This window comes from Amycolatopsis sp. NPDC058278, from assembly GCF_042881395.1.
Taxonomy (GTDB): domain Bacteria; phylum Actinomycetota; class Actinomycetes; order Mycobacteriales; family Pseudonocardiaceae; genus Amycolatopsis.
The window spans coordinates 58,938-79,985 of the sequence record NZ_JBHVXZ010000029.1 but is presented as its reverse complement, the minus strand read 5'-3'; the positions used below and the strand labels follow the sequence as shown (position 1 = coordinate 79,985).

Here is a 21,048-nt window from a genome sequence, read left to right as displayed (position 1 = left end):
CCGACAACGTCGTTCTGCCCCGTGCGAAGGGGGGGGCCGCACCCCCGCCCACCCCATGCCCGTACCTCCCGGGCTGGCCCCAAAGGACACCAAGTGCTCCGTTTTCTCCTGCGTCGGCTGCTACAAGCGATCCCGACGCTGCTCATCCTGTCCATCCTGGTCTTCGCCTGGCTACGGTCGCTGCCCGGAGGGCCCGCGGCCGCCCTCCTCGGCGACAAGGCAACGCCGGAGAAGATCGCCAACCTCAACCACGTGCTGGGCCTCGACCAGCCGGTCATCTTCCAGTACTTCAGGTTCCTCGGCCGCGCGATCACCGGTGACTTCGGCGCCTCACTGGTTTCCACCCAGCCGGTGATGTCGGAGATCGGCACGTTCCTTCCGGCCACCATCGAGCTGGGGCTTTCCGCGATGATCGTCGCGGTGGTCATCGGCATCCCGGCGGGTTACCTTTCGGCCCGCTACCGCGGCGGCGCCGCCGACAACGTGATCATCGTGCTGACCCTGATCGGCGTCGCGGTCCCGGTCTTCTTCCTCGGCTACATGATGCAGGACCTGCTCTCCGGGCCGCTGGGCCTGCCGTCGCAGGGACGGCAGACCGCCGGGCTGGACGCGACCGCCATCACCAACTTCGCCATCCTCGACGGCATCATGACCAGCGAGTGGGACGCGGTCTGGGACGCGATCAGGCACCTGATCCTCCCGGCGTTCGCGCTCGCCACCATCCCGCTCGCGGTGATCACCCGGATCACCCGCGCGTCGGTGCTCGAAGTGCTCAACGAGGACTTCATCCGCACGGCCAACTCGAAGGGCCTCACGCAGCCCGTCGTCCGGCGGCGGCACGTGCTGCGCAACGGCCTGCTGCCGGTGGTCACCACCATCGGCCTGCAGACCGGCGCGCTGCTCGGCGGCGCGGTGCTGACCGAACGCGTGTTCAACTTCCGCGGCCTCGGGTTCCTGCTGGCCGAAGGCATCGAACGGCGTGACTACCCCCGGCTGCAGGCGCTGCTGCTCTTCGGGGCGCTGGTGTACGTGCTGGTGAACATGCTGGTCGACGTCTCGTACGGGATCATCGACCCGAGGGTGCGTGTGCGATGAACACTCTGCTGAACAAGAAGAAAGAGCCGATCGACAAGCTCGCGGCGGCGAGCGGGCGCAGCCTCGGCGGCGAAGCCCTGCGGCGGATGCTGCGCAGCCCGGTGGCGATCACCGGCGCCGCGATCACCGGCCTGTTCGTGCTGCTGGCGGTGTTCGCGCCGCTGATCGCGCCCAAGGACCCGTTCGAGCGCTACCTGCAGGGCCAGGTCGCGCTCGGCCAGGGGATCATCCCCGGCCCTCAGCCGGGTTTCCCGCTCGGCGTGGACGACTTCGGCCGCGACGAGCTGTCGCGGCTGATCGTGGGCGCGCAGAACACCCTTCTCGTCGGTGTGCTCGCCACGGTGATCGGCGTGCTCGTCGGCGTCGTCATCGGCGGCCTCGCCGGCGCGTTCGGCGGCTGGGTCGACACCGTCCTCATGCGACTCGTCGACGTGATGCTGTCGGTGCCGTCGCTGCTGCTGGCCATCTCGGTCGCGGCGCTGTTCGCCAAGCCCAGCCAGTGGACGGTGATCCTGGCCGTCTCGATGATCGGGGTGCCGATCTTCGCGCGGCTGCTGCGCGGGTCGATGCTGACGCAGCGCAGCAGCGACCACGTCCTCGCGGCGACGTCGCTGGGCGTGAAGCGCGGCGCGATCGTGTTCCGGCACATGCTGCCGAACTCGCTCGGCCCGGTCATCGTGCAGGCCACGCTGACCCTGGCGACCGCCATCCTGGAGGCCGCGGCGCTGTCGTTCCTCGGTCTGGGCGACCCGGACCCGAACCGGGCGGAGTGGGGCATCATGCTGAGCAAGGGTGCCCGGCAGTTCCTCGACGTCCGGCCCGAGCTGGCGTACTACCCGGCGATCGCGATCATCATCGTGGCGCTCGGGTTCACACTGCTCGGCGAGTCCCTCCGCGAAGCCCTCGACCCGAAGAACAGGCGGTGAACCCCCATGGCACTCCTTGAGGTCCGTGATCTCAAAGTCGATTTCGTCCGCCGTGGCGAGCAGTCGTTCACCGCGGTGGACAACGTCAGCTTCGACGTCGAACCGGGCCAGACGGTCGGCCTGGTCGGCGAGTCCGGCTGCGGCAAGTCCGTGACGTCACTGGCGATCATGCGGTTGCTGGCCAAGCGCGGCAACAAGGTCAGCGGTTCGGTGCGCTTCGAGGGCACCGACCTGCTCAAGCTGTCCGACCGGGAAATGCGCGACCGTCGCGGCCGCGACCTCGGCATGGTGTTCCAGGACCCGCTGTCCTCGCTGAACCCGGTCATCCCGATCGGGCTGCAGATCACCGAGGTGCTGGAGCGCCACCGCGGGATGTCGCGCAAGGCGGCGTCCGTCGAAGCGGTGGACCTGCTGGACAAGGTCGGCATCCCCGACCCGTCCCGGCGGCTTTCCGAGTACCCGCACCAGCTTTCCGGCGGGATGCGGCAGCGCGCGCTGATCGCGATCGCGCTGGCGTGCCGCCCGCGGCTGCTCATCGCCGACGAGCCGACGACCGCGCTCGACGTCACCATCCAGGCGCAGATCCTGGCGCTGCTGCGGGAACTGGTGCAGGACACCGGGACCGCGCTGATCATGATCACGCACGACCTCGGTGTCGTCGCCGGGCTGTGCGACGAGGTCAACGTCCTCTACGGCGGCAAGATCGTCGAACGGGCGCAGCGGCACCAGCTGTTCGCCGAGCCGCGGCACCCCTACACGCACGGCCTGCTCGCCTCGATCCCGCGGCTGGACGCCGGCCGCGGCGAGAAGCTGATCCCGATCCGGGGTTCGGTGTCCGACAACATCCCGTGGGACCACGGGTGCGCGTTCGCGCCGCGGTGCCCCAACGCGCTGCCGGTCTGCCGCGAGGTCCAGCCGCAGCTGGTGCCCGACCTGGGCGGGCTGCTGCGCTGTCACAACCCCGTGCGGCCCGCGGTCGCCGCGGGAGGAGGAACCCGATGACCCGTCCTGCTGGTGACGTGCTGCTCGAGGTCACCGACCTCAAGGTGCACTTCCCGATCAAGAGCGGCGTCGTGTTCGACCGGACGGTCGGGCACGTGTTCGCGGTCGACGGCGTCGACCTGGCCATCCGGCGGGGCGAAACCTACGGCCTGGTGGGCGAATCGGGCTGCGGCAAGTCCACGTTGGGCCGTGCCATCCTGCGGCTGAACGAGCCCACCGCCGGTTCCGTGAAGTTCGACGGCACCGATGTCGCCCAGCTCAAGGGAGAGGAGCTGCGGAAGGCCCGGCGCCGGATGCAGATGATCTTCCAGGACCCGATGTCCAGTTTGGACCCGCGGCAGTCGGTCGAGTCCATCCTGGTCGAAGGCATGCACGCGCACGGCCTCGACAAGGACAAGGACGCCACCCAGCGGCGGCTTCGGCAGCTGCTGGCCGCGGTCGGCCTCCCGGAGACGTCGCTGCGCAAGTACCCGCACGAGTTCTCGGGCGGCCAGCGCCAGCGCATCGGCATCGCGCGGGCGCTGGCCGTGGAGCCGGACCTGATCGTCGCCGACGAGCCGGTGTCCGCATTGGACGTTTCGGTGCAGGCCCAGGTGGTGAACCTGCTGGAGGACCTGCAGGACCAGCTCGGCCTGACGTACGTGGTGATCGCGCACGACCTCGCGGTGGTGCGGCACATCTCCGACCGCATCGGCGTGATGTACCTGGGTGCGCTGGTCGAGGAGACCGACGCGGACTCGCTGTACCGGGACCCGCTGCACCCGTACACGCGGGCGCTGCTGTCGGCCATCCCGGTGCCGGACCCGCAGGTCGAGGACACCCGCGAGCAGATCCTGCTCGCCGGTGACCTGCCGTCGCCGGCGAACCCGCCGTCGGGCTGCCGCTTCCACACGCGCTGCCCGTGGAAGCAGGCGAGCCTGTGCGACACCGACCGCCCGCAGCTGCGGGAGATCGGCGGCGGGCACCGGGTGGCGTGCCACTACGCGGAGGACATCCGCGACGGGCGCATCCAGCCGCACGAGGTGAAGCCGGAGCTGGTGGAAATGACCGGGGCGCTCAACCCCGACCTGGGCCCGCCGGACATCGGCACCTCCGCCGAGATCCTCTGAAGCTCTGAAAAGAACGGCCGGCCGGGCGTTGTCCCGGCCGGCCGTTTCACGTCGCCAGCTTGGCGGCGCGCGACTGCAGGTACGCCTGTTCCGGCAGGCTCAGCGTCCGCCGCGCGGCGGCCGAGTACGCCTCCCGGGCCCCGGCCGGGTCCCCGGACAGCTCCAGCAGGTGCGCCCGGATCGCCTCGACCCGGTGGTGGTTCGCGAGAGCGGGGTCCCCGGCCAGCTCCGACAGCTCCGCCAGTCCCGCCTCGGGGCCGTGGACCTGCGCGAACGCCACGGCCCGGTTCAGCGTCACCATCGGGCCGGGTGCCACCACCCGCAGCAGGTCGTAGAGCGTGAGGATCTCGGCCCAATCGGTCTCTTCGGCGGTCGCGGCCTCGTCGTGGACCGCGGCGATCGCCGCCTGCAGCTGGTACGGGCCCACCGGCGCGGTCGCCAGCGCCCGGGTGATCAGCGCGACGCCCTCGTCGATGAACGCCCGGTTCCAGCGGCTGCGGTCCTGCTCGGCCAGCGGGACGAGCGCCCCGGTCGCGTCGACGCGGGCCGGGCGCCGGGCCTCGGTCAGCAGCATGAGGGCGAGCAGCCCGGCAACCTCGCCGTCGGCCGGTAGTTCCGCGCGCAACTGCCGGACCAGCCGGATCGCCTCGGTCGTCAGCTCGACGCGGCTCAGCGCGTCCCCCGAGCTGGCCGTGTGGCCCTCGGTGAAGATCAGGTAGAGCACCTGCAACACCGCGGCCAGCCGTTCGGGGCGTTCCCCGGCGGTGAGCCGTTCGCCGCGGAGCTTCTGTTTCGCACGGCTGATCCGCTGGCCGATCGTCGCTTCCGGGACGAGGAAGGCCCGCGCGATCTCGGCGGTCGTCAGCCCGCCGACCGCGCGCAGCGTCAACGCGACCTGCGACGGCGGCGTCAGCGACGGGTGGCAGCAGAGCAGCAGCAAGGTCAGGGTGTCGTCGACCCCGCTGACCGGCTCGGAGGCGGGCGGTTCGGCCAGCGCGACGGTTTCCTCACGCCGTTGCCGCGCGGTGTCACTGCGCCACTGCTCGATGCGGCGCCGGGACGCCGTCGTGATCAGCCACCCCTTCGGGTGATCCGGGACGCCTTCGGCCGGCCACTGCTGGGACGCGGCCAGCAGCGCCTCCTGCACGGCGTCCTCGCAGGTATCGAAGCCGCCGTACCGCCGGACCAGCGCGGCGAGGACCTGCGGCGCGAGCTCGCGGAGCAGGTGTTCGACGTCGGTCACAGCTCCGGCCCGTGCAGCCCCATCACCGGCCGCACCTCCACCACGCCGAAGGAGGCTTCCGGGACCCGCCGCGCGATCTCGAGGGCGCGTTCTTCGCTTTCGCAGTCGAGCAGGTAGAAGCCGGCGAGGAACTCCTTGGCCTCGGCGAAGGGCCCGTCGGTCGCCATCGGCCCGATCCGCGTGGCCAGCTCCGGGAAGGCGAGCCGTTCGGAGACGATCCGCTCGCCGGAGGCGTCGAGATCGTCGTTGAGCTGCTGGTAGTGGGCCAGCCCGGCGGCCCGCTGCGCATCGCTCATGCCTTCCCACGCCGCGCGCGACCCGGGGTTGCCGTAGATCAGGACCACGTATTTCACGTCCGCCACCTCCAGGTGTCGAAATCCGCCGGGCGGCGCCTACGTCTCCAGTGCAAGCACCGACCTTGAGGAGAATGGCATGAGTGAGCAGCAGATCCACGACTTGATGGCGGCCCGTGAGGTGGCGATGGCGGCCCGTGACGCCGAGACGTTGGGAGCGCACTACGCCCCGGACGTCGTCGCGTTCACGTTGGCGCCCCCGCTGGTGCACCGCGGCGCGGAGGTCATCGACGTCGAGGGGCGCCGGGCGTGGTTCGAGACGTTCGAGGGGCCGATCGAGTACGAGACCCGCGACCTCGAGGTGACGATCGGGGGAGAGATCGCGTATGCGCACGCACTGAACCGCCTGGCGACGACGCCGAAGGGCGCGCCGAGGGGGTTCGCGCTGTGGTTCCGCTCGACGGTGTGCTTCAGCCGGGAAGACGGCGAGTGGCGGATCACCCACGTGCACGACTCGGTGCCGTTCCACATGGACGCGACCATGCGGGCGGCGGTGGACCTGAAGCCCTGAGGGCTCGCCGGCTGCATCGACGCCTTCGGTGCGTGGCCGAGAGCCCGGCAGAACCGCCCGATCGGCAACCATCCACCGGAGTTGTCCACATGGGGGTGAATCCTGTGGACAACCCGGCCGGCCCCGACGAAAGTCGTACCTCGGGCAATACCTGAGGATGCCGCCCCGGGCGGACGGCCCCCGGTACCCTGCGGAAAGCGAACACCGATCCGGACATAGGTACCAGGGGGTACGGGCTGTGCACATCGACCAATGGCTGGAGGCGATCCCGCCGCTCTCGGTGTACCTGATCGTCGGTGCGGTGATCATGATCGAGAGCCTCGGGATTCCGCTGCCCGGCGAAATCGTGCTGGTCAGCGCGGCTTTGCTGGCCTCGCAGCACAGCAACCTGAACCCGCTCTGGATCGGCATCCTGGCCAGCGCCGGCGCCATCGTCGGCGACAGCATCGGCTACTTCATCGGGAAAACCGGCGGGCAACGGCTGTTCGCCTGGGCCGGCCGGAAATTCCCGAAGCACTTCGGGCCGACGCATCTCGCCAACGCCGAACGGATCTTCGACAAACGCGGGGTCTGGGCGGTCTTCCTCGGCCGGTTCATCGCGTTCCTGCGGATCCTCGCCGGCCCGCTCGCCGGGTCGCTGCGGATGCACTACCCGAAGTTCCTGCTGGCGAACGCGGCCGGCGGCATCATCTGGGCCGGGGGCACGACCGCGGCCGTCTACTACCTCGGCGTGGTCGCCGAAGAGTGGCTCGGCCGGTTCTCCAAGTTCGGCCTGCTCGCCGCGATCGTCATCGGCATCGTCGTCTTCTTCGTCATGAAGAAGCGCCTCGGCCGCAACCACGCGGAAGCGGAAGGCGAAAAGCAGGAAGAGACCGCGGCCTAAACCGCGACGAGCTCGGGCTTGCGCGCGGGCCGTCGCACGGACCCGAGCAGCACGCCGGCGATCACGACGACGGCGGCGCCGACCTCCAGCCAGGTCGGCCGCTCGCCCAGCAGCAGGAACGACGCCGTCAGCCCGACCACCGGCACCAGCAGCGAAAACGGCGACACCACGCCGGCCGGATTGCGCCGCATCAGCGTCGTCCACAGGCCCGATCCGACGACCGTGCCGATCAGCACCACGTACGTCAGCCCGCCCAGCGCGGTCAGCCCGGCCGGGGTCCCGAGCGTCGCCAGCGAACGCCACTGCGCGGCCGGGCCCTCCATGACCAGCGAGAGCGCGAACATCGGCAGCGGCGGCACCACCGACATCCACAGCGTGAAGTGCAGCGGGTTGTCCGGCTTGGCTTGGCGCGTGCTCAGGTTGCCGAACGCCCAGCTCAGCGCGGCCAGCAGCGTCAGGATCATCGGCAGCAGCGCGGCGTGCCCGGACCGCTGCCACGCGATCGCGGCCATCCCGGCCACCGCCAGCGCGATGCCGGCCAGCTGGTGCGGCGTGACGCGTTCGCCAAGGAAGACGGCGCCGAGGAGCACCGTGAACGGCGCCGACGCCTGCAGCACCAGCGACGCGAGCCCGGTCGGCATCCCGGTGTCCATCGCGATGAACAGGAACGCGAACTGCCCGGTGCCGAAGCCGAGACCGTAGCCGAGCAGGTGCCGCACCTTCACCTTCGGCCACGGCACGAACAGGATCGTCGGGACGGCGATCACGGCGAACCGCAGCGCGCCCGCGAACACCGGCGGGAATTGGCCGAGCGTGGCGTGGATGGCCAGGAAGTTGAGGCCCCAGAGGACGGCGACGAGCACGGCGAGCAGGCGATCACGGGCGGGCATGCCTCCACTGTGACAACGAGGACCGTGAAGGACCAGCGAGAATATCTGCAGGAACCTTGTAGCGGTGCTTCAACTACAGTGGCGGTATGGATCTGGGCCGGCTGCGCACGCTGCGGGAGTTCGCCGACCGCGGGAGCGTGACGGCGGCCGCGCGGGCCCTGCACTGCACGCCGTCGGCGGTTTCGCAGCAGCTGCGCGCGTTGCAGGGCGAGGTCGGCCTGCCGCTCACCGAGCCGGCGGGCCGCGGCCTGCGGCTGACCGACGCGGGCCGCGCGCTGGTCGCCCGCGCCGACGAGGTGCTGGCCGCGCTCGAGCGGGCCGAGTCCGAATTGGACACCTATCGCAGCTCGCCGCGCGGGCGGGTGCGGATCGCGATCTTCCAGTCGGCCGGCCTGATGCTGCTGCCGGGCCTGCTGACCCGGGTCGCCGGGTACGACGGTCTGGAGGTCGACGTCCGGGACGTCGACATGACGCCGCCCGAGGTGCCGGGCCTGGTCGCGGACTACGACATCGTCGTGGCGCACCGCGACGAGCACGCGCCGGCGTTCGCCTCGAGCCGCCTCGAGGTGGTGCCACTGCTGCGCGAACCGCTCGACGTCGCGCTGCCGTCCGGGCACCGCCTGGCGGACCAGCCCCGCGTGGAGCTGGCGGACCTCGCGGACGAACGCTGGATCAGCGTCGACTTCGGCTTCCCGGTGGACGACGTGCTGCGCTCGCTGACCATCCGCACCGGCGTGCGACCGGTCGTGGTGCAGCGGATCAACGACTTCCGGATCACCGAGCGGCTGGTCGCCGCCGGCCACGGCATCGCGCTGCTGCCGCGGTACACGATGGACACAGGGTCTTGCGGGGGTCCGGGTGGCGGAGCCCCCGGCCCGGGGCGGAGCCCCGGATGTCACAGCAGCGGGCTGGTGGGGCGGCCGCTCGCCGGCATCCGCGCGGCCCGCCTGGTGGAAGCGGTCTGCCGGACGGGCGCCCGCCGGCGCCCGGCGGTGGCCCAGGTGATCGAGGAACTGAGCGCGGAGGTCGGTCAGCTCACGGCTTGAAGCCGCGCAGGTAGGCCAGCGCGATGCCCAGGGCGTCCTCCAGCGCGGTGAGGTCGTGCCGGATGTGCGCCAGCAGCAGTCCACCTTGGACGGACGTCATCGCCGCCTGCGCCAGCCGCGCCGGATCGGCGTTCGCGGCCAGTTCGCCGTTTTCCTGCAGGTTTTTCAGCCCGCGCGCGAGATGGGACTCCCACGTCCGGTAGGCCTGGTCGACCAGCGGTGCGAGCTTCGGGTTGTCGCCCACTTCGCCGGCGAGGTTGCCCAGCGGGCAGGCGATCGGCGTGCCCGCGCGGCGGTGGACGTCCAGCAGCTGCTCGGTCCACGTCTCCAGATCGGCCCAGGAGGCCAGCGTGAAGATCGCCGGCTGGTTGCCGAGGATCTGCTCGAGGTAGCGATCGATCACCGCGCCGACCAGCTGTTCCTTGTTCTTGAAGTAGTGGTACATCTGCGATTTCCCGGCCCCGCTCGCGGCGAGCACCTTGTCGACGCTCGTGCCCGCGACGCCGTCGACGTACATCAGCGTCGCCGCCGCGTCGACGATCGCCTCGCGGGTCCGCCTGCCGCGCGGGGTCGTGGCCGCTTGCGTCTCCATGTACCGGATAGTACAGTCCACTTCAATGTACCGATCAGTACAACTGCTAGGGGGATCCATGACGCTCGAGAACGCCCTGACCGGGGTCTACGACCACGCCCGCGGCGCGCTGCCGCCGGAGATCTTCGCGGTCCTCGCAGCCGACCGCCGCCGCGGCGCCGCGACCGAGTTCGCCGATGCGGGCGGCAAGATCGAAGACTTCACCCTGCCGGGCGCCGACGGGGTGCCGGCGAGCCTCGGCGACCTGGTGGCTGCCGGGCCGGCGGTGCTCGTGTTCTACCGCGGCCAGTGGTGCCCGTACTGCAACCTGACGCTGCGCACCTACCAGCAGGAAGTGCTGCCCGAGCTGGCGAAGTTCGGCGCGACCCTGGCGGCGATCAGCCCGCAGCGGCCGGACGGCTCGGTGCCGGACCTGGCGTTCCCGGTGCTTTCGGACGTGGGCAGCACCGTCGCGCGGGGGCTCGGGCTGAGCTATCCGGTCTCCGACGTCGTGCGCGAGGCCATGAAGACGCTGGGCACGGACCTCGAGAAGGTCAACGGCACCTGGGAGCTGGTCCACCCGGCGGTCGTCGTGGTCGACCGCGAGCGGGTGATCCGGTTCATCGACGTCCACCCGGACTTCGTCACGCGCACCGAGCCGGCGGCGATCCTCGAAGTGGTCAAGTCGCTTTGACGCTGTGCCGCACGCGGTAGGTGATCACCGAACCCAGGATCAGGGCCACGGCCAGGGAGAGCAGCAGGCTGATCCCGGGTTCGGTGACGATCCGGCCGCCCGCGTAGCCGAGGAAGGCCACGTAGGACGTCCAGAGTGTGACGCCGATGGCCGAGGCGGTGAAGAACTCCGCCATCGGCCACCGGAGCGATCCGGCGAGGAGGGCGCCGAGCGTCCCGCCCGACGGCAGCCAGCGGGCGACCACCAGCACCGGCCGGGGATGGCGCTGCAGCCGCCCGTCGAGCCAGCCGAGGCCGGCGGCGATCTTCCGCCGCCGGCTCAGCCGGTCCAGCGCCGCCCGGCCACTGAACCGGCCGAGGGCGTAGAGCGCCTGGTCGGACGCCAGGCACCCGGCACTCGCCACGGCGATCACCAGCGCCAGCGACGTCCCGCCCTGTGCTGCTGCGATGCCCATGCCGAGGAGCGTCACCTCGGTCGGCAGCAGCGGCACGAGCGAGACGACGAACAGCACCAGCAGCCCCGCCGTCGATCCGTCCACACCTCCATTAACCGCCCGCCCGCCGCGAAGCACTCCCGATCACCCGGTACTCACAGCAACCCGACAGGTCGTCCACAGATTCGCCGAAACCATGCCAGGAGTTGTCATGGTTCGGCGTGAGGCTGGCGGCATGAACGAACTTTCCGGAAAAGTCGCCCTGGTGGCGGGCGGGACGCGCGGCGCGAGCCGGGCGATCGCCGTCGAACTGGGCCGCGCGGGCGCCTTCGTGTACGTGACCGGCCGGACGACGCGCGCCGGACGGTCCGAAGTGGACCGGCCGGAGACGATCGAGGAGACGGCCGAGCTGATCGAGCGGGCGGGTGGCCAAGCGGAAGCGATCCGCGTCGACCACCTGGTGCCGGACGAGGTCGAGGCGCTGGCCAAGCGGATCGACCACCTCGACATCCTGGTCGACGGCCTCTGGGGCGGTGACCGGCACCTGGGCTGGGGCAAGCCGGTGTGGGAGCACGACCTCGACGCGGGCCTGCGGATGATCCGCCTCGGCATCGACGCGCACCTGATCACCAGCCACTTCCTGCTCCCGCTGCTGATCGGCCGGCCGGGCGGGCTGGTCGTCGAGCTGACCGACGGGACGGCCGAGTACAACGCGAAGTACCGCGAAGGCACTTCGCTGCCGTTCTACCTGGCGAAGGCGTCGGCGCACCTGCTGGCGATCGGGGAGGCGGCCGAACTGGCGTCGCACGGCGCGACAGCGGTGGCCTTCACGCCGGGCTATCTGCGATCGGAGGCGATGCTGGAAATCTACGGCGTCAGGGAGGAGAACTGGCGCGACGCGTGCGAGCGCGTGCCGCACTTCGCGATTTCGGAGACGCCGACGTTCTGCGGCCGCACGGTGGTGGCGCTGGCGGCGGACCCGGACCGGGGGCGGTGGACCGGGCAGACGGTGAACAGCGGCCAGCTGGCGAAGGAGTACGGCGTGGACGACGTCGACGGCAGCCGTCCGGACGCCTGGCGGTACATGGTGGAGGTGGCCGACGCCGGAAAGCCCGCGGACACCACCGGCTACCGCTGAGCGTTGCGGGCGGCCAGTTCCGCGCCGATCGCGCCCAGCGCCGCCCGCAGCTCCACCGGCTCCAGCACCTCCACCCCGGGGCTCAACGCCACCAGCTGGCCGAGGCCGATCTCGTCGTCTTCCAGCGCGAGTTCGGCCTCGGCCCAGCCGTCCGCAGCCGGCGTCCCGAGCGAAACCACCGTGTCCGCCAGGTGCTCGCCCCCGAACACGCGCCGCAGCTCCCGCACCGCCGTCCGGTCGAGCCGGACGCGCACCCGCAGCGGCCGCGCGACCTGTTCGAACGTGGCCGACGATGCCCGCCACCAGCGGGCCAGGTCGAAGTCCGGCGGTCGCGAGAACGCGACCTCCTGCACCGAGACACTCAAGATCCGAGAGACCCGATACGTCCGGAGTGCGTCGTCCGGGACCACGCGCGCGACCAGGTACCAAACACCGGCCTTCAGCACGAGCCCCAGCGGTTCCAGCTCCCGCGACGCCACCTTGTCCCGGCGCCGGTACGTCACCGAGACCCGCCGCTGCGACCACACCGCCTGCGCCACCGCCGCCAGTGCCGGCGGCTCGTCCGCGGAGCCGAACCAGCCCGGCGCGTCCAGGTGGAACCGGCCCGCCACCACAGCCGCGTGTTCCCGCAGCTCGGCAGGCATCCCCGCGGACACCTTCGCCCGCGCCGCGCTGCCCGCGGTGTCGAGACCGAGCCCGGCGAGCGCGTCCGGCACGCCCAGCGCGAACAGCGCGACGGCCTCCCGTGCGGTGAGGCCGTCGAGCCCGGAGCGCCAGCCGTCGACCAGGCGGAAGCCGCCGTGCCGCCCTTGCTCCGTCCACAGCGGAACGCCCGCCTCGCGCAGGGCCGCCAGGTCGCGGTGCATCGTGCGCTCGGAGACGCCGAGCTCCACCGCGAGCTCGGCGGCGGTCGCGCTGCGCCGCCGTTGCAGCGTGAACAGCAGCGCGACCAGCCGCTCGGCTTTCACCGGCTAGCGGTTGGCGCGGTTCACCGCCGAGACGACCGCGCGCAGCGACGCCGTGACGATCGACGGGTCGATGCCGATGCCCCAGAACACCCGGTCCGAGATCGCGCACTCGATGTACGACGCGGCGCGCGCGTCGTCGCCCGGGGAGAGCGTGTGCTCGCTGTAGTCCAGCAGGCGCAGGTCGTACCCGACGGTCGACAGCGCGTCGAAGAACGCCGCGATCGGGCCGTTGCCGCGGCCGGTGACCTCGTGCTCGTCACCCTCCACGCGGACGGTCGCGGTGATGTCGTACTCGCCGTCGCCGTTGTCGCGCACGTGCTGGCGGACCAGCTCCAGCGGCGTCTTCAGCTCCAGGTACTCGGCCGAGAAGGCGTTGTACATCGTGGCCGGGTCGACCTCGCCGCCCTCGGTGTCGGTGTAGCGCTGGATGACCTTCGAGAACTCGATCTGCAGCCGCCGCGGCAGGTCGAGCTGGTGCTCGGCCTTCATGATGTAGGCGACGCCGCCCTTGCCGGACTGCGAGTTCACCCGGATCACGGCCTCGTACGTGCGGCCGACGTCCTTCGGGTCGATCGGCAGGTACGGGACCTCCCACGGGTACTCGTCGATCGGGACGCCCGCCTTGTCGGCGGCGTCCTTCAGCGCGTCGAGGCCCTTGTTGATCGCGTCCTGGTGGCTGCCCGAGAAGGCCGTGAACACCAGGTCGCCGCCCCACGGCGAGCGCTCGCCGACCGGCAGCTGGTTGCAGTACTCGACCGTCCGCTTGATCTCGTCCATGTCGGAGAAGTCGATCTGGGGGTCGATGCCCTGGCTGTAGAGGTTCATGCCCAGCGCGACCAGGTCGACGTTGCCGGTGCGCTCGCCGTTGCCGAACAGGCAGCCCTCGATCCGGTCGGCGCCGGCCTGGTAGCCCAGCTCGGCCGCCGCGATGCCGGTGCCGCGGTCGTTGTGCGGGTGCAGCGACAGGATCACCGAGTCGCGGCGCTCCAGGTTCCGGGACATCCACTCGATCGAGTCGGCGTAGACGTTCGGGGTGGCCATTTCGACGGTCGCCGGCAGGTTCAGGATCACCGGCTTCTCCGGCGTCGGCCGCCAGATTTCGGTGACGGCGTTGCAGACCTCGAGCGCGTAGGACAGCTCGGTGCCGGTGTAGGACTCGGGCGAGTACTGGAACCGGAAGTCGGTGTCCGGCTGCTTCGCGGCCAGCTCGACGACCATTTCCGCGGCCTGCGTCGCGATCTTCTTGATGCCCTCGCGCTCTTCGCGGAAGACCACGCGGCGCTGCAGGATCGACGTCGAGTTGTAGATGTGGACGATGGCCCGCGGCGCGCCTTCGAGCGACTTGAACGTCCGCTCGATCAGCTCGGGACGGCACTGGGTCAGCACCTGGATGCTGACGTCGTCCGGGATGGCGTGCTCTTCGATGATCTCGCGGACGAAGTCGAAGTCGGTCTGGGACGCGGCCGGGAAGCCGACCTCGATCTCCTTGTAGCCCATGCGGACGAGCAGGTCGAAGAACTTGCGCTTGCGCGCGGGCGACATCGGGTCGATCAGGGCCTGGTTGCCGTCCCGCAGGTCGACGGCGCACCACAGCGGCGCGCGCTCGATGCGCTTCTCGGGCCAGGTGCGGTCGGGCAGGTCGATGTTCTCGACCAGGTCGTACCAGGGGCGGTAGCGGTGGACCGGCATGGACGTGCCGCGCTGGGTGTTCCAGGCGGGCTGGTCAGCGGGCGCGGTGCGAGAGGGTTTGCGGATCTTGCTCATGGGATTGGGGGTGTCTCCAGATCGACGGGTGCGACCGGCACCACGAAGCCCCGCGACGGGGAGCCGGTCCGGTCAGGCCCCGTCGCGGCAGCGAAGCAGGAGAGCACGCGCCACGGCTCCACCATAACCAGGGAGCGCGGGCGGAGGGAAGCCGGGCCGCAATCCAACTGTGCCCATCCATGCCCCCACCACCGCCCTCAACGGAGGCGCTGCGCGCCGCTGTGTTCCCCAGAACGGTTACTTGTGGGTAGCGTTCGGGGTGTCGCCGTGCGAAACTGCGGGCATGGGTGAGCACGCAGAGTCGTCGGAGGAGACCCGCGTCTCCCGTCGCGCCGCCGTCGACTGGCGCGAGAGGCGGGGCAAGGTCGCCTCGCTGGTGGCGTCGATCGTTCGCTGGGTCGGGCTGGTCTTCGCCGCGTTCCTGGTGATCCACGTGATCTTCACGGTCGGCTCGGCGAACCCGGACAACGGCATCGTCTCGTTCGTCAAGTCCTGGGCGGACAGCCTGGCGCTGGGCTTCAGCGACCTGTTCACGCCGAGTGACGCAAAGCTCCGGGTCCTGGTGAACTACGGCATCGCGGCCGTCTTCTGGATGGTCGTGTCGGGGATCCTGGCCAAGGTCATCCGCCGTGTGGGTGGGGCGTCATAGCGCCGGCTTGCCCCAGGAATCGGTGAACGCGAACTCCGCCAGCGGCAGCCGCACCCGGTCGGCCTTCTCGCGCTCGATCCGCCAGTCCTCCTCCAGGACGTCCGGCGACGCGGGCGAGCCCACCGCGATCGCGACCTTCGGGACCGCGGCCTCCGGGAGGGCGAAGGCCGCCCGGACATCGTCCGGGGAAAAGCCCGCCATCTGGTGCGCGATCAAGCCCAGCTCGACCGCCTGCAGCACCAGGTTCTCCGAAGCCAGCCCGAGCCCGTACTCGGCATAGGGGACGTCGCCCTTCTCGTTCGTCGTCACCATCACGCCGATCAGCAGCAGGCTCGCGCGGTGCGCCCAGGCCTGGTTGCCCGAATTGAGCGTCGCCAGGATCGCGTCGAACGCGGGCGTGCCGCGGACGCCGACCAGGTAGCGGGCCGGCTGGGTGTTGCCGAACGACGGCGCCCAGCGGGCCGCCTCGAGCAGGGCCGTCACCTGTTCCGGGGTGACTTCGGCCGACTCGTCGTAAGCCCGCGGGCTCCACCGCTCCGCCATCAGGGTTGCGATCGGGACGCTCGTCACAGCTGGTTTCCGCACGCTCAAGACGGTACCTCCGAGTGCTGTGCATCACTCGGAAGGAAGGGCTCCGCGCATTTCGTTGGTGTTGCGGAAGATTTACTTCCGCGACACCAACCGGAGAGGTCCGCCCCACGTCAAGAGGGTGGCGGGCCGCCGAAGCCCCGGTAGGCTCCTGTTCAAATCATGGGACGCGGGGGCTCTCCGGTGCCCACCAGGGAGCCGCCCGGCCCGCGAGGAGGTTCGGGCGTGGCCCTCGTGGTCCAGAAGTACGGCGGATCGTCGCTGGAAAGTGCCGACCGGATCAAGCGCGTGGCGGAGCGGATCGTCGCGACGAAGAAGGCGGGCAACGACGTCGTCGTCGTCTGCTCGGCGATGGGTGACACCACCGACGAGCTGCTCGACCTGGCGCAGCAGGTCAACCCGGCGCCGCCGGAGCGGGAGATGGACATGCTGCTCACCGCCGGTGAGCGCATCTCGAACTCGCTGGTCGCGATGGCGATCGCGGCCCAGGGCGCCGAGGCCTGGTCGTTCACCGGTTCGCAGGCCGGCGTCGTCACGACGTCGGTGCACGGCAACGCGCGCATCATCGACGTCACGCCGAGCCGGGTCACCGAGGCGCTCGAGCAGGGCTACATCGCGCTGGTGGCGGGCTTCCAGGGCGTCGCGCAGGACACCAAGGACATCACCACGCTGGGCCGCGGCGGCTCGGACACCACCGCCGTCGCGCTGGCCGCCGCGCTGAACGCCGACGTCTGCGAGATCTACTCCGATGTGGACGGTGTGTACACCGCCGACCCGCGGGTGGTGCCGGACGCGCGCAAGCTCGACACCGTCACGTACGAAGAGATGCTCGAGCTCGCCGCGAGCGGGTCGAAGATCCTGCACCTGCGGTCGGTCGAGTACGCGCGCCGCTACGGCGTCCCCATCCGAGTCCGTTCTTCTTACAGTGACAAGCCGGGCACGACGGTGACCGGTTCTATCGAGGAGATCCCCGTGGAACAAGCCCTGATCACCGGTGTGGCGCACGACCGCTCCGAAGCCAAGATCACGGTCACCGGGGTGCCGGACCACACCGGTGCCGCGGCCCGGATCTTCCGTGTGATCGCCGACGCCGAGATCGACATCGACATGGTGCTGCAGAACGTGTCCAGCACCGTCTCCGGCCGCACGGACATCACGTTCACGCTGTCGAAGGCCAACGGTGCCAAGGCCGTCAAGGAACTGGAAAAGGTCAAGGCGGAGATCGGCTTCGAGTCGGTCCTCTACGACGACCACGTCGGCAAGGTGTCGCTGGTCGGCGCCGGGATGCGCTCGCACCCGGGTGTCACGGCGACGTTCTGCGAAGCGCTGGCCGAGGCCGGCGTCAACATCGAAATCATCAACACCTCGGAGATCCGCATCTCGGTGCTGATCCGGGACGCGCAGCTCGACGACGCCGTGCGCGCGATCCACGAGGCGTTCGAACTCGGCGGCGACGAAGAAGCCGTCGTCTACGCGGGGAGTGGTCGCTGATGGCGGACGGGCTGCGGATCGGGGTGGTCGGCGCGACCGGCCAGGTCGGTGCGGTGATGCGCAAGCTGCTGGCGGAGCGGGAGTTCCCGATCGCGGAGCTGCGCTACTTCGCCTCGGCTCGCTCGGCGGGGTCGAAGCTCCCGTGGCGCGACACCGAAATCACGATCGAGGACGCGTCGACGGCCGATCCGTCCGGTTTGGACATCGCGCTGTTCTCGGCGGGTGGCTCGACGTCGAAGGCGCAGGCACCGCGGTTCGCCGCGGCGGGCGTGACGGTGATCGACAACTCCTCGGCGTTCCGGATGGACCCGGACGTGCCGCTGGTCGTCAGCGAAGTCAACCCGCAGGCCATCAAGGAAGCGCGGAAGGGAATCATCGCCAACCCCAACTGCACCACCATGGCCGCGATGCCGGTGCTGAAGCCGCTGCACGACGAGGCCGGGCTGGTCCGGCTGGTCGCGTCGACGTACCAGGCGGTGTCCGGCAGCGGGCTGGCCGGCGTCGACGAGCTGGCGGGCCAGGTGCGCGCGGCGGCCGAGCACGCGTCGCTGCTCACCCACGACGGCGCGGCGATCGAGTTCCCGAAGCCGGAGAAGTACGTCCGGCCGATCGCGTTCAACGTCCTGCCGATGGCCGGATCCATTGTGGACGACGGCGAGCTGGAGACGGACGAGGAGAAGAAGTTCCGCAACGAGAGCCGCAAGATCCTGAGCATCCCGGGTCTCGGCGTCTCGTGTACCTGCGTGCGCGTGCCGGTGTTCTCGGGCCACTCGATCTCGGTGAACGCCGAATTCGAGCGGGCGCTGACGGTCGAGCGCGCGACGGAGCTGCTGGCGCACGCGCCGGGCGTCGAGCTGTCGGAGGTCCCGACCCCGCTGCAGGCGGCGGGCAACGACCCGAGCTACGTCGGCCGCATCCGCGTCGACCAGGGCGTCGAGGGCGGCCGCGGGCTGGCGTTGTTCATCTCGAACGACAACCTGCGCAAGGGCGCGGCGCTCAACGCCGTGCAGATCGCGGAACTGGTGGCCCAGCAGCTTTGACGGCCACAGTGGGGCCCCGCACCGGATCCGGTGCGGGGCCTTCGTGTGCGTCAGGGCCGGGTAGCGCCGTGGCAGGCCAGGTAGCGCGTCTTGACGAACTCGAACACCGGCTTGCCGTCGTAGGCCCAGACGAGCGCGTCCGCGTGCTCGCCGAGCACCTTGAACTGTTCGACGGCCTCGTCGCAGCGGCCGTTCACCACCAGCGCCTTGGCCGCGTACGCGCGGTCACGCAGGTTCGCCGGGTGGTCCCGGTCTTCACCAGCCAGCCAGGGCACGACGACGTCCAGCGCCCGCTTGGTCCGGTCGCTCCGCCACGCCTCGACCCCCTTGTCCTCCGCTTCGTGCGCGGCGACGAGGGTGAGGCCCGCGAGCTTCGGCGCCTTGGCCGCGGCTTCGTCGGCGAACGCGAACATCCGCTCGTGCGAGCCGGACCACTTCGCGCACCAGTACTGCAGCGCCTGCTCGTGCCCCGGCCGGTGGAGCGGGCCGCGGGCCACGAGCTCCGCCCAGACCGCGTGGAAGGCGTCGTTCTCGTACTGGCGCCCGCGGGCGACGGTGAGCAGCGTGGCCCACGGGGTCGGGTCCGCGGGCGCGGCTTCGGCCGCGGTGTGAGCCGCGGCTTCGGCGTCGTCGAGCACCCGGAAGAAGCCGGCCCACTGCTCGCGGGAGACGTGCTCGGCGGTGGCCGAGCTGCGGATCTGCCAGGCCAGCGCGACCAGGCCCTGCGCGTGGACGGCGGCCGCGTCCGCGGTGCCGGACGCCTGCCACGCCTTCAGCGGGCCGTCGTCGTCCGCGGCGGCGTCGCCGAGCTGCTGCACGGCGTGGGTCCGGCGGTCCCAGTCGGTGCCGAGGTCCGCCAGCAGCGCGGCCCCCGGCTGCCAGTCGCCGGCGCGGTAGGCCGCGACGGCTTCGGCCAACCGGGCGTCGGCGATGAACTTCGCCGCCGTCACCTCCTCGTCCGGCGGCAGGCCCCACAGCGCGACGTCCGGCATCTCAGCCTTCGGCTTGTCGTCCTGGGGCACGTACTGCGCGAGCTCCGCCGGGGAAAGCGTCTTCGCGTAGTCCTTGACGCTCGTCCCGCGGGCGCGCGCGGCCTTGACCAACGCGACGGCCGCTTTGCGGCGCTTCGAATTGAACAGGGAAAGCAACGGTTCTCCTCAGGACGGGACGGGAAGCGCGCCGGCGGCGGCCAGGAGGCGGCGTAGCGGGGCGGTGTCGGGATCGGCCGCCGCGGCGGCGTCGAGGGCCGCGGGCAGCTCGCCGGCGTGCGGCTCGTCGACGACCAGTTCGGCCGGGCCGGCCCAGGACAGCTTCCAGCGCGCCACCCCGGCCTCCACCAGGGCCGGGGTGACCACAACGGACAGTCGCTTGCGGACGGACGTGGCCAGGAACTCCCGCTGCGCCCGCGGTCCGGCCGACGACGGCGCCTTGCTCTCCGGATCGGCCAGTTCGGCGCCGCGGCCCGCGTCGAGCAGGTCGAGCGCCTCGGTCAAAGTGCGGCCCGCGAGGACTTCGGCGGCGAACCGGGCGCTGTTGTGGCGGAGCCCGACGTCCACAAGGGTGTCCCAGTCGAGGCGCCGCTTGGCCTTCGCCGCGGGGGAAAGGCCGTCGGTCATGACCGCCTCCAGGGTCGCGGCGGGGTCGCGCAGGATCTCACTCGCCGGGTGGGCGCCGTCCGGCCGGACCGGCGCCGGGGGAAGGGCTTCCAGCGCCGCGATCCGGTCCGCCGTCGCCGGGTGCGTGTCGTAGCGCGACGTCTCCCGGTCCGGCGGGTTCCGCCGGACCTCGTCGAGTTCGCCGGAGCGCTCGTCGTCGGCGAGCAGCGACCGGAACCCGGCCGCCAGGCGGTCGGGCAGGTACCCGGCGTCCCAGCCGAGCGAGACGTAGCAGTCGAGGTAGAAGGTCCAGGCGACGTCGAGCGCCGCCACCTCGCGCAGGGCGCTGGTGGCGGCCGCGGTGCCGGCGAGCCGCGCCGAGGCGGCGTCGGCGGCGAGCTCCTGGCGGCGGCAAACCGCCGCGGAGACCGAGAAGTAGAGCTTCGCGTACCACACGAACAGCTTCCGGATCAGGCCCTGGAACCAGCCGTCGCCACCGAGCCCGGTCAGCGCTTTCTCGATGGACCGGCGGCCGCGGTAGGTCAGCCCGGCGAGCCGGGTGTCCCGGTTGGTGTAGTGGGCCAGCTCGTGCCCGAGCAGAGCGCGCAGCTGGTCGTGGCGCAGGCCCGCGAGCAGCTGCGCCCCGATGAACATCTCGCGCCGGCGCACCCGCAGCCCGAGCCACCCGGTCCGCTCGCGGACCCCCGCGTTGACCTCGCTGATCAGGGTGATCGCGTCCGGTGGCCGGGTGCCGACGGCGTCGGCGAGCTCGCGCACGAGCGCCCACAGCCCCGGCTGATCCTCCGGGGTCACCGGCACGCCCGGCAGGTCCTCACCGCGGGCCCGCTCGATCGAGAACAGGGCCTTGAGCAGGGCGAACGACACCGGCACCGCGAGGATGCCGAACTTGATCGCCAGCAGCCCGGAGTGCTGGAAAAAGTAGTATTCGGCCACGGCCAGGCCGCCGACGACCAGGAACACCAGGACCGGGAACCCGGCCAGCAGGGCGACCGCGACGAGCGCGCGCCACGAAGTTCTCACGATGGATCGATTCCTCCC

At 71.0% G+C, this 21,048-nt stretch carries 22 protein-coding genes; 12 read left to right on the top strand and 10 right to left on the bottom strand.

Features of this window, described 5'->3' with window-relative positions:
* The first annotated feature begins 93 nt into the window (after positions 1–93).
* Genes ACFVYA_RS17775 through ACFVYA_RS17760 form a run of 4 tightly spaced genes read left to right on the top strand, consistent with a single transcriptional unit; the run spans position 94 to position 4,132 of the window.
* Positions 94–1,095: an ABC transporter permease gene (locus tag ACFVYA_RS17775; RefSeq protein WP_387046174.1), complete on the top strand. Its 1,002-nt coding sequence runs from the start codon at positions 94–96 to the stop codon at positions 1,093–1,095.
* Complete coding sequence (locus ACFVYA_RS17770; RefSeq protein ID WP_285987087.1) at positions 1,092–2,021, top strand: ABC transporter permease; 930 nt, start codon at positions 1,092–1,094, stop codon at positions 2,019–2,021. The genes ACFVYA_RS17775 and ACFVYA_RS17770 overlap by 4 nt, the downstream gene beginning before the upstream one ends.
* Before the next feature lie 6 nt (positions 2,022–2,027).
* Entirely contained in the window at positions 2,028–3,023 is a 996-nt protein-coding gene (locus ACFVYA_RS17765) for an ABC transporter ATP-binding protein (protein WP_285987086.1), read from the top strand.
* Complete coding sequence (locus tag ACFVYA_RS17760) at positions 3,020–4,132, top strand: ABC transporter ATP-binding protein (RefSeq protein ID WP_387046170.1); 1,113 nt, start codon at positions 3,020–3,022, stop codon at positions 4,130–4,132. The genes ACFVYA_RS17765 and ACFVYA_RS17760 overlap by 4 nt, the downstream gene beginning before the upstream one ends.
* 46 nt (positions 4,133–4,178) lie before the next feature.
* Here the strand turns inward: ACFVYA_RS17760 and ACFVYA_RS17755 are convergent, their stop codons facing one another.
* A complete protein-coding gene (locus ACFVYA_RS17755) occupies positions 4,179–5,375 on the bottom strand; it encodes an RNA polymerase sigma factor (RefSeq protein WP_387046168.1) in 1,197 nt (398 codons plus the stop codon).
* Entirely contained in the window at positions 5,372–5,728 is a 357-nt protein-coding gene (locus tag ACFVYA_RS17750) for a YciI family protein (protein ID WP_387046166.1), read from the bottom strand. Before ACFVYA_RS17750 ends, ACFVYA_RS17755 begins: the two co-directional genes overlap by 4 nt.
* Positions 5,729–5,807: 79 nt before the next feature.
* Between ACFVYA_RS17750 and ACFVYA_RS17745 the strand changes: the two genes are divergently transcribed.
* On the top strand, positions 5,808–6,239 hold the full coding sequence (locus tag ACFVYA_RS17745; RefSeq protein ID WP_387046164.1) for a YybH family protein: 432 nt from the start codon (positions 5,808–5,810) through the stop codon (positions 6,237–6,239).
* A 238-nt stretch (positions 6,240–6,477) separates the two neighbouring features.
* Entirely contained in the window at positions 6,478–7,122 is a 645-nt protein-coding gene (locus ACFVYA_RS17740) for a DedA family protein (protein ID WP_387046162.1), read from the top strand.
* Here the strand turns inward: ACFVYA_RS17740 and ACFVYA_RS17735 are convergent.
* A complete protein-coding gene (locus ACFVYA_RS17735; RefSeq protein ID WP_387046160.1) occupies positions 7,119–8,012 on the bottom strand; it encodes an EamA family transporter in 894 nt (297 codons plus the stop codon). The genes ACFVYA_RS17740 and ACFVYA_RS17735 overlap by 4 nt on opposite strands.
* 86 nt (positions 8,013–8,098) lie before the next feature.
* On the opposite strand from ACFVYA_RS17735, the gene ACFVYA_RS17730 reads away from it, so the two are divergent.
* Positions 8,099–9,058: a LysR family transcriptional regulator gene (locus ACFVYA_RS17730; protein ID WP_387046158.1), complete on the top strand. Its 960-nt coding sequence runs from the start codon at positions 8,099–8,101 to the stop codon at positions 9,056–9,058.
* Here ACFVYA_RS17730 and ACFVYA_RS17725 read toward each other — a convergent pair.
* Positions 9,048–9,650, bottom strand: coding sequence for a TetR/AcrR family transcriptional regulator (locus tag ACFVYA_RS17725; protein WP_387046156.1), 603 nt, complete (start codon positions 9,648–9,650; stop codon positions 9,048–9,050). The genes ACFVYA_RS17730 and ACFVYA_RS17725 overlap by 11 nt on opposite strands.
* 58 nt (positions 9,651–9,708) lie before the next feature.
* On the opposite strand from ACFVYA_RS17725, the gene ACFVYA_RS17720 reads away from it, so the two are divergent.
* Positions 9,709–10,323 (top strand): peroxiredoxin-like family protein, encoded by a 615-nt coding sequence (locus ACFVYA_RS17720; protein ID WP_387046154.1) that lies wholly within the window; start codon positions 9,709–9,711, stop codon positions 10,321–10,323.
* On the opposite strand, the gene ACFVYA_RS17715 is transcribed toward ACFVYA_RS17720, so the two are convergent.
* Positions 10,310–10,861 carry a DedA family protein gene (locus ACFVYA_RS17715; RefSeq protein ID WP_387046152.1) on the bottom strand — a complete coding sequence of 184 codons (552 nt, stop codon included), beginning with the start codon at positions 10,859–10,861 and terminating at the stop codon, positions 10,310–10,312. The two genes, ACFVYA_RS17720 and ACFVYA_RS17715, sit on opposite strands and share 14 nt — an antisense overlap.
* Positions 10,862–10,991: 130 nt before the next feature.
* On the opposite strand from ACFVYA_RS17715, the gene ACFVYA_RS17710 reads away from it, so the two are divergent.
* Positions 10,992–11,894 carry an SDR family oxidoreductase gene (locus tag ACFVYA_RS17710; protein WP_387046150.1) on the top strand — a complete coding sequence of 301 codons (903 nt, stop codon included), beginning with the start codon at positions 10,992–10,994 and terminating at the stop codon, positions 11,892–11,894.
* Here the strand turns inward: ACFVYA_RS17710 and ACFVYA_RS17705 are convergent.
* Both ACFVYA_RS17705 and leuA read right to left on the bottom strand, forming a co-directional pair.
* Positions 11,885–12,862 (bottom strand): helix-turn-helix transcriptional regulator, encoded by a 978-nt coding sequence (locus tag ACFVYA_RS17705; RefSeq protein WP_387046148.1) that lies wholly within the window; start codon positions 12,860–12,862, stop codon positions 11,885–11,887. The two genes, ACFVYA_RS17710 and ACFVYA_RS17705, sit on opposite strands and share 10 nt — an antisense overlap.
* Before the next feature lie 3 nt (positions 12,863–12,865).
* Complete coding sequence (gene leuA / locus ACFVYA_RS17700; RefSeq protein WP_285987073.1) at positions 12,866–14,626, bottom strand: 2-isopropylmalate synthase; 1,761 nt, start codon at positions 14,624–14,626, stop codon at positions 12,866–12,868.
* A gap of 283 nt (positions 14,627–14,909) precedes the next feature.
* On the opposite strand from leuA, the gene ACFVYA_RS17695 reads away from it, so the two are divergent.
* Complete coding sequence (locus ACFVYA_RS17695) at positions 14,910–15,275, top strand: hypothetical protein (protein ID WP_387046145.1); 366 nt, start codon at positions 14,910–14,912, stop codon at positions 15,273–15,275.
* On the opposite strand, the gene ACFVYA_RS17690 is transcribed toward ACFVYA_RS17695, so the two are convergent.
* A complete protein-coding gene (locus ACFVYA_RS17690; RefSeq protein WP_387046143.1) occupies positions 15,270–15,860 on the bottom strand; it encodes a nitroreductase family protein in 591 nt (196 codons plus the stop codon). The two genes, ACFVYA_RS17695 and ACFVYA_RS17690, sit on opposite strands and share 6 nt — an antisense overlap.
* A 228-nt stretch (positions 15,861–16,088) precedes the next feature.
* On the opposite strand from ACFVYA_RS17690, the gene ACFVYA_RS17685 reads away from it, so the two are divergent.
* Both ACFVYA_RS17685 and ACFVYA_RS17680 read left to right on the top strand, forming a co-directional pair.
* Positions 16,089–17,354, top strand: coding sequence for an aspartate kinase (locus ACFVYA_RS17685; RefSeq protein WP_285987070.1), 1,266 nt, complete (start codon positions 16,089–16,091; stop codon positions 17,352–17,354).
* Positions 17,354–18,394, top strand: a complete 1,041-nt coding sequence (locus ACFVYA_RS17680) for an aspartate-semialdehyde dehydrogenase (RefSeq protein WP_387046140.1) — start codon at positions 17,354–17,356, stop codon at positions 18,392–18,394. The genes ACFVYA_RS17685 and ACFVYA_RS17680 overlap by 1 nt, the downstream gene beginning before the upstream one ends.
* 50 nt (positions 18,395–18,444) lie before the next feature.
* Here ACFVYA_RS17680 and ACFVYA_RS17675 read toward each other — a convergent pair whose 3' ends face one another.
* The gene (locus tag ACFVYA_RS17675; protein WP_387046138.1) at positions 18,445–19,542 is read right to left on the bottom strand and encodes a DUF4034 domain-containing protein; all 1,098 of its coding nucleotides are present in this window, start codon (positions 19,540–19,542) and stop codon (positions 18,445–18,447) included.
* A gap of 9 nt (positions 19,543–19,551) precedes the next feature.
* Positions 19,552–21,030: a M48 family metalloprotease gene (locus ACFVYA_RS17670; protein WP_387046136.1), complete on the bottom strand. Its 1,479-nt coding sequence runs from the start codon at positions 21,028–21,030 to the stop codon at positions 19,552–19,554.
* Positions 21,031–21,048: the final 18 nt, after the last annotated feature.

Excerpts from the sequence above, each read along its gene's own strand:
- ACFVYA_RS17770 (WP_285987087.1), top strand. The coding sequence starts at position 1,092 with ATGAACACTCTGCTGAACAAGAAGAAAGAGCCGATCGACAAGCTCGCG.
- ACFVYA_RS17765 (WP_285987086.1), top strand. The coding sequence starts at position 2,028 with ATGGCACTCCTTGAGGTCCGTGATCTCAAAGTCGATTTCGTCCGCCGT.
- ACFVYA_RS17760 (WP_387046170.1), top strand. The coding sequence starts at position 3,020 with ATGACCCGTCCTGCTGGTGACGTGCTGCTCGAGGTCACCGACCTCAAG.
- ACFVYA_RS17745 (WP_387046164.1), top strand. The coding sequence starts at position 5,808 with ATGAGTGAGCAGCAGATCCACGACTTGATGGCGGCCCGTGAGGTGGCG.
- ACFVYA_RS17735 (WP_387046160.1), bottom strand. The coding sequence starts at position 8,012 with ATGCCCGCCCGTGATCGCCTGCTCGCCGTGCTCGTCGCCGTCCTCTGG.
- ACFVYA_RS17730 (WP_387046158.1), top strand. The coding sequence starts at position 8,099 with ATGGATCTGGGCCGGCTGCGCACGCTGCGGGAGTTCGCCGACCGCGGG.
- ACFVYA_RS17725 (WP_387046156.1), bottom strand. The coding sequence starts at position 9,650 with ATGGAGACGCAAGCGGCCACGACCCCGCGCGGCAGGCGGACCCGCGAG.
- ACFVYA_RS17720 (WP_387046154.1), top strand. The coding sequence starts at position 9,709 with ATGACGCTCGAGAACGCCCTGACCGGGGTCTACGACCACGCCCGCGGC.
- ACFVYA_RS17710 (WP_387046150.1), top strand. The coding sequence starts at position 10,992 with ATGAACGAACTTTCCGGAAAAGTCGCCCTGGTGGCGGGCGGGACGCGC.
- leuA (WP_285987073.1), bottom strand. The coding sequence starts at position 14,626 with ATGAGCAAGATCCGCAAACCCTCTCGCACCGCGCCCGCTGACCAGCCC.
- ACFVYA_RS17695 (WP_387046145.1), top strand. The coding sequence starts at position 14,910 with ATGGGTGAGCACGCAGAGTCGTCGGAGGAGACCCGCGTCTCCCGTCGC.
- ACFVYA_RS17680 (WP_387046140.1), top strand. The coding sequence starts at position 17,354 with ATGGCGGACGGGCTGCGGATCGGGGTGGTCGGCGCGACCGGCCAGGTC.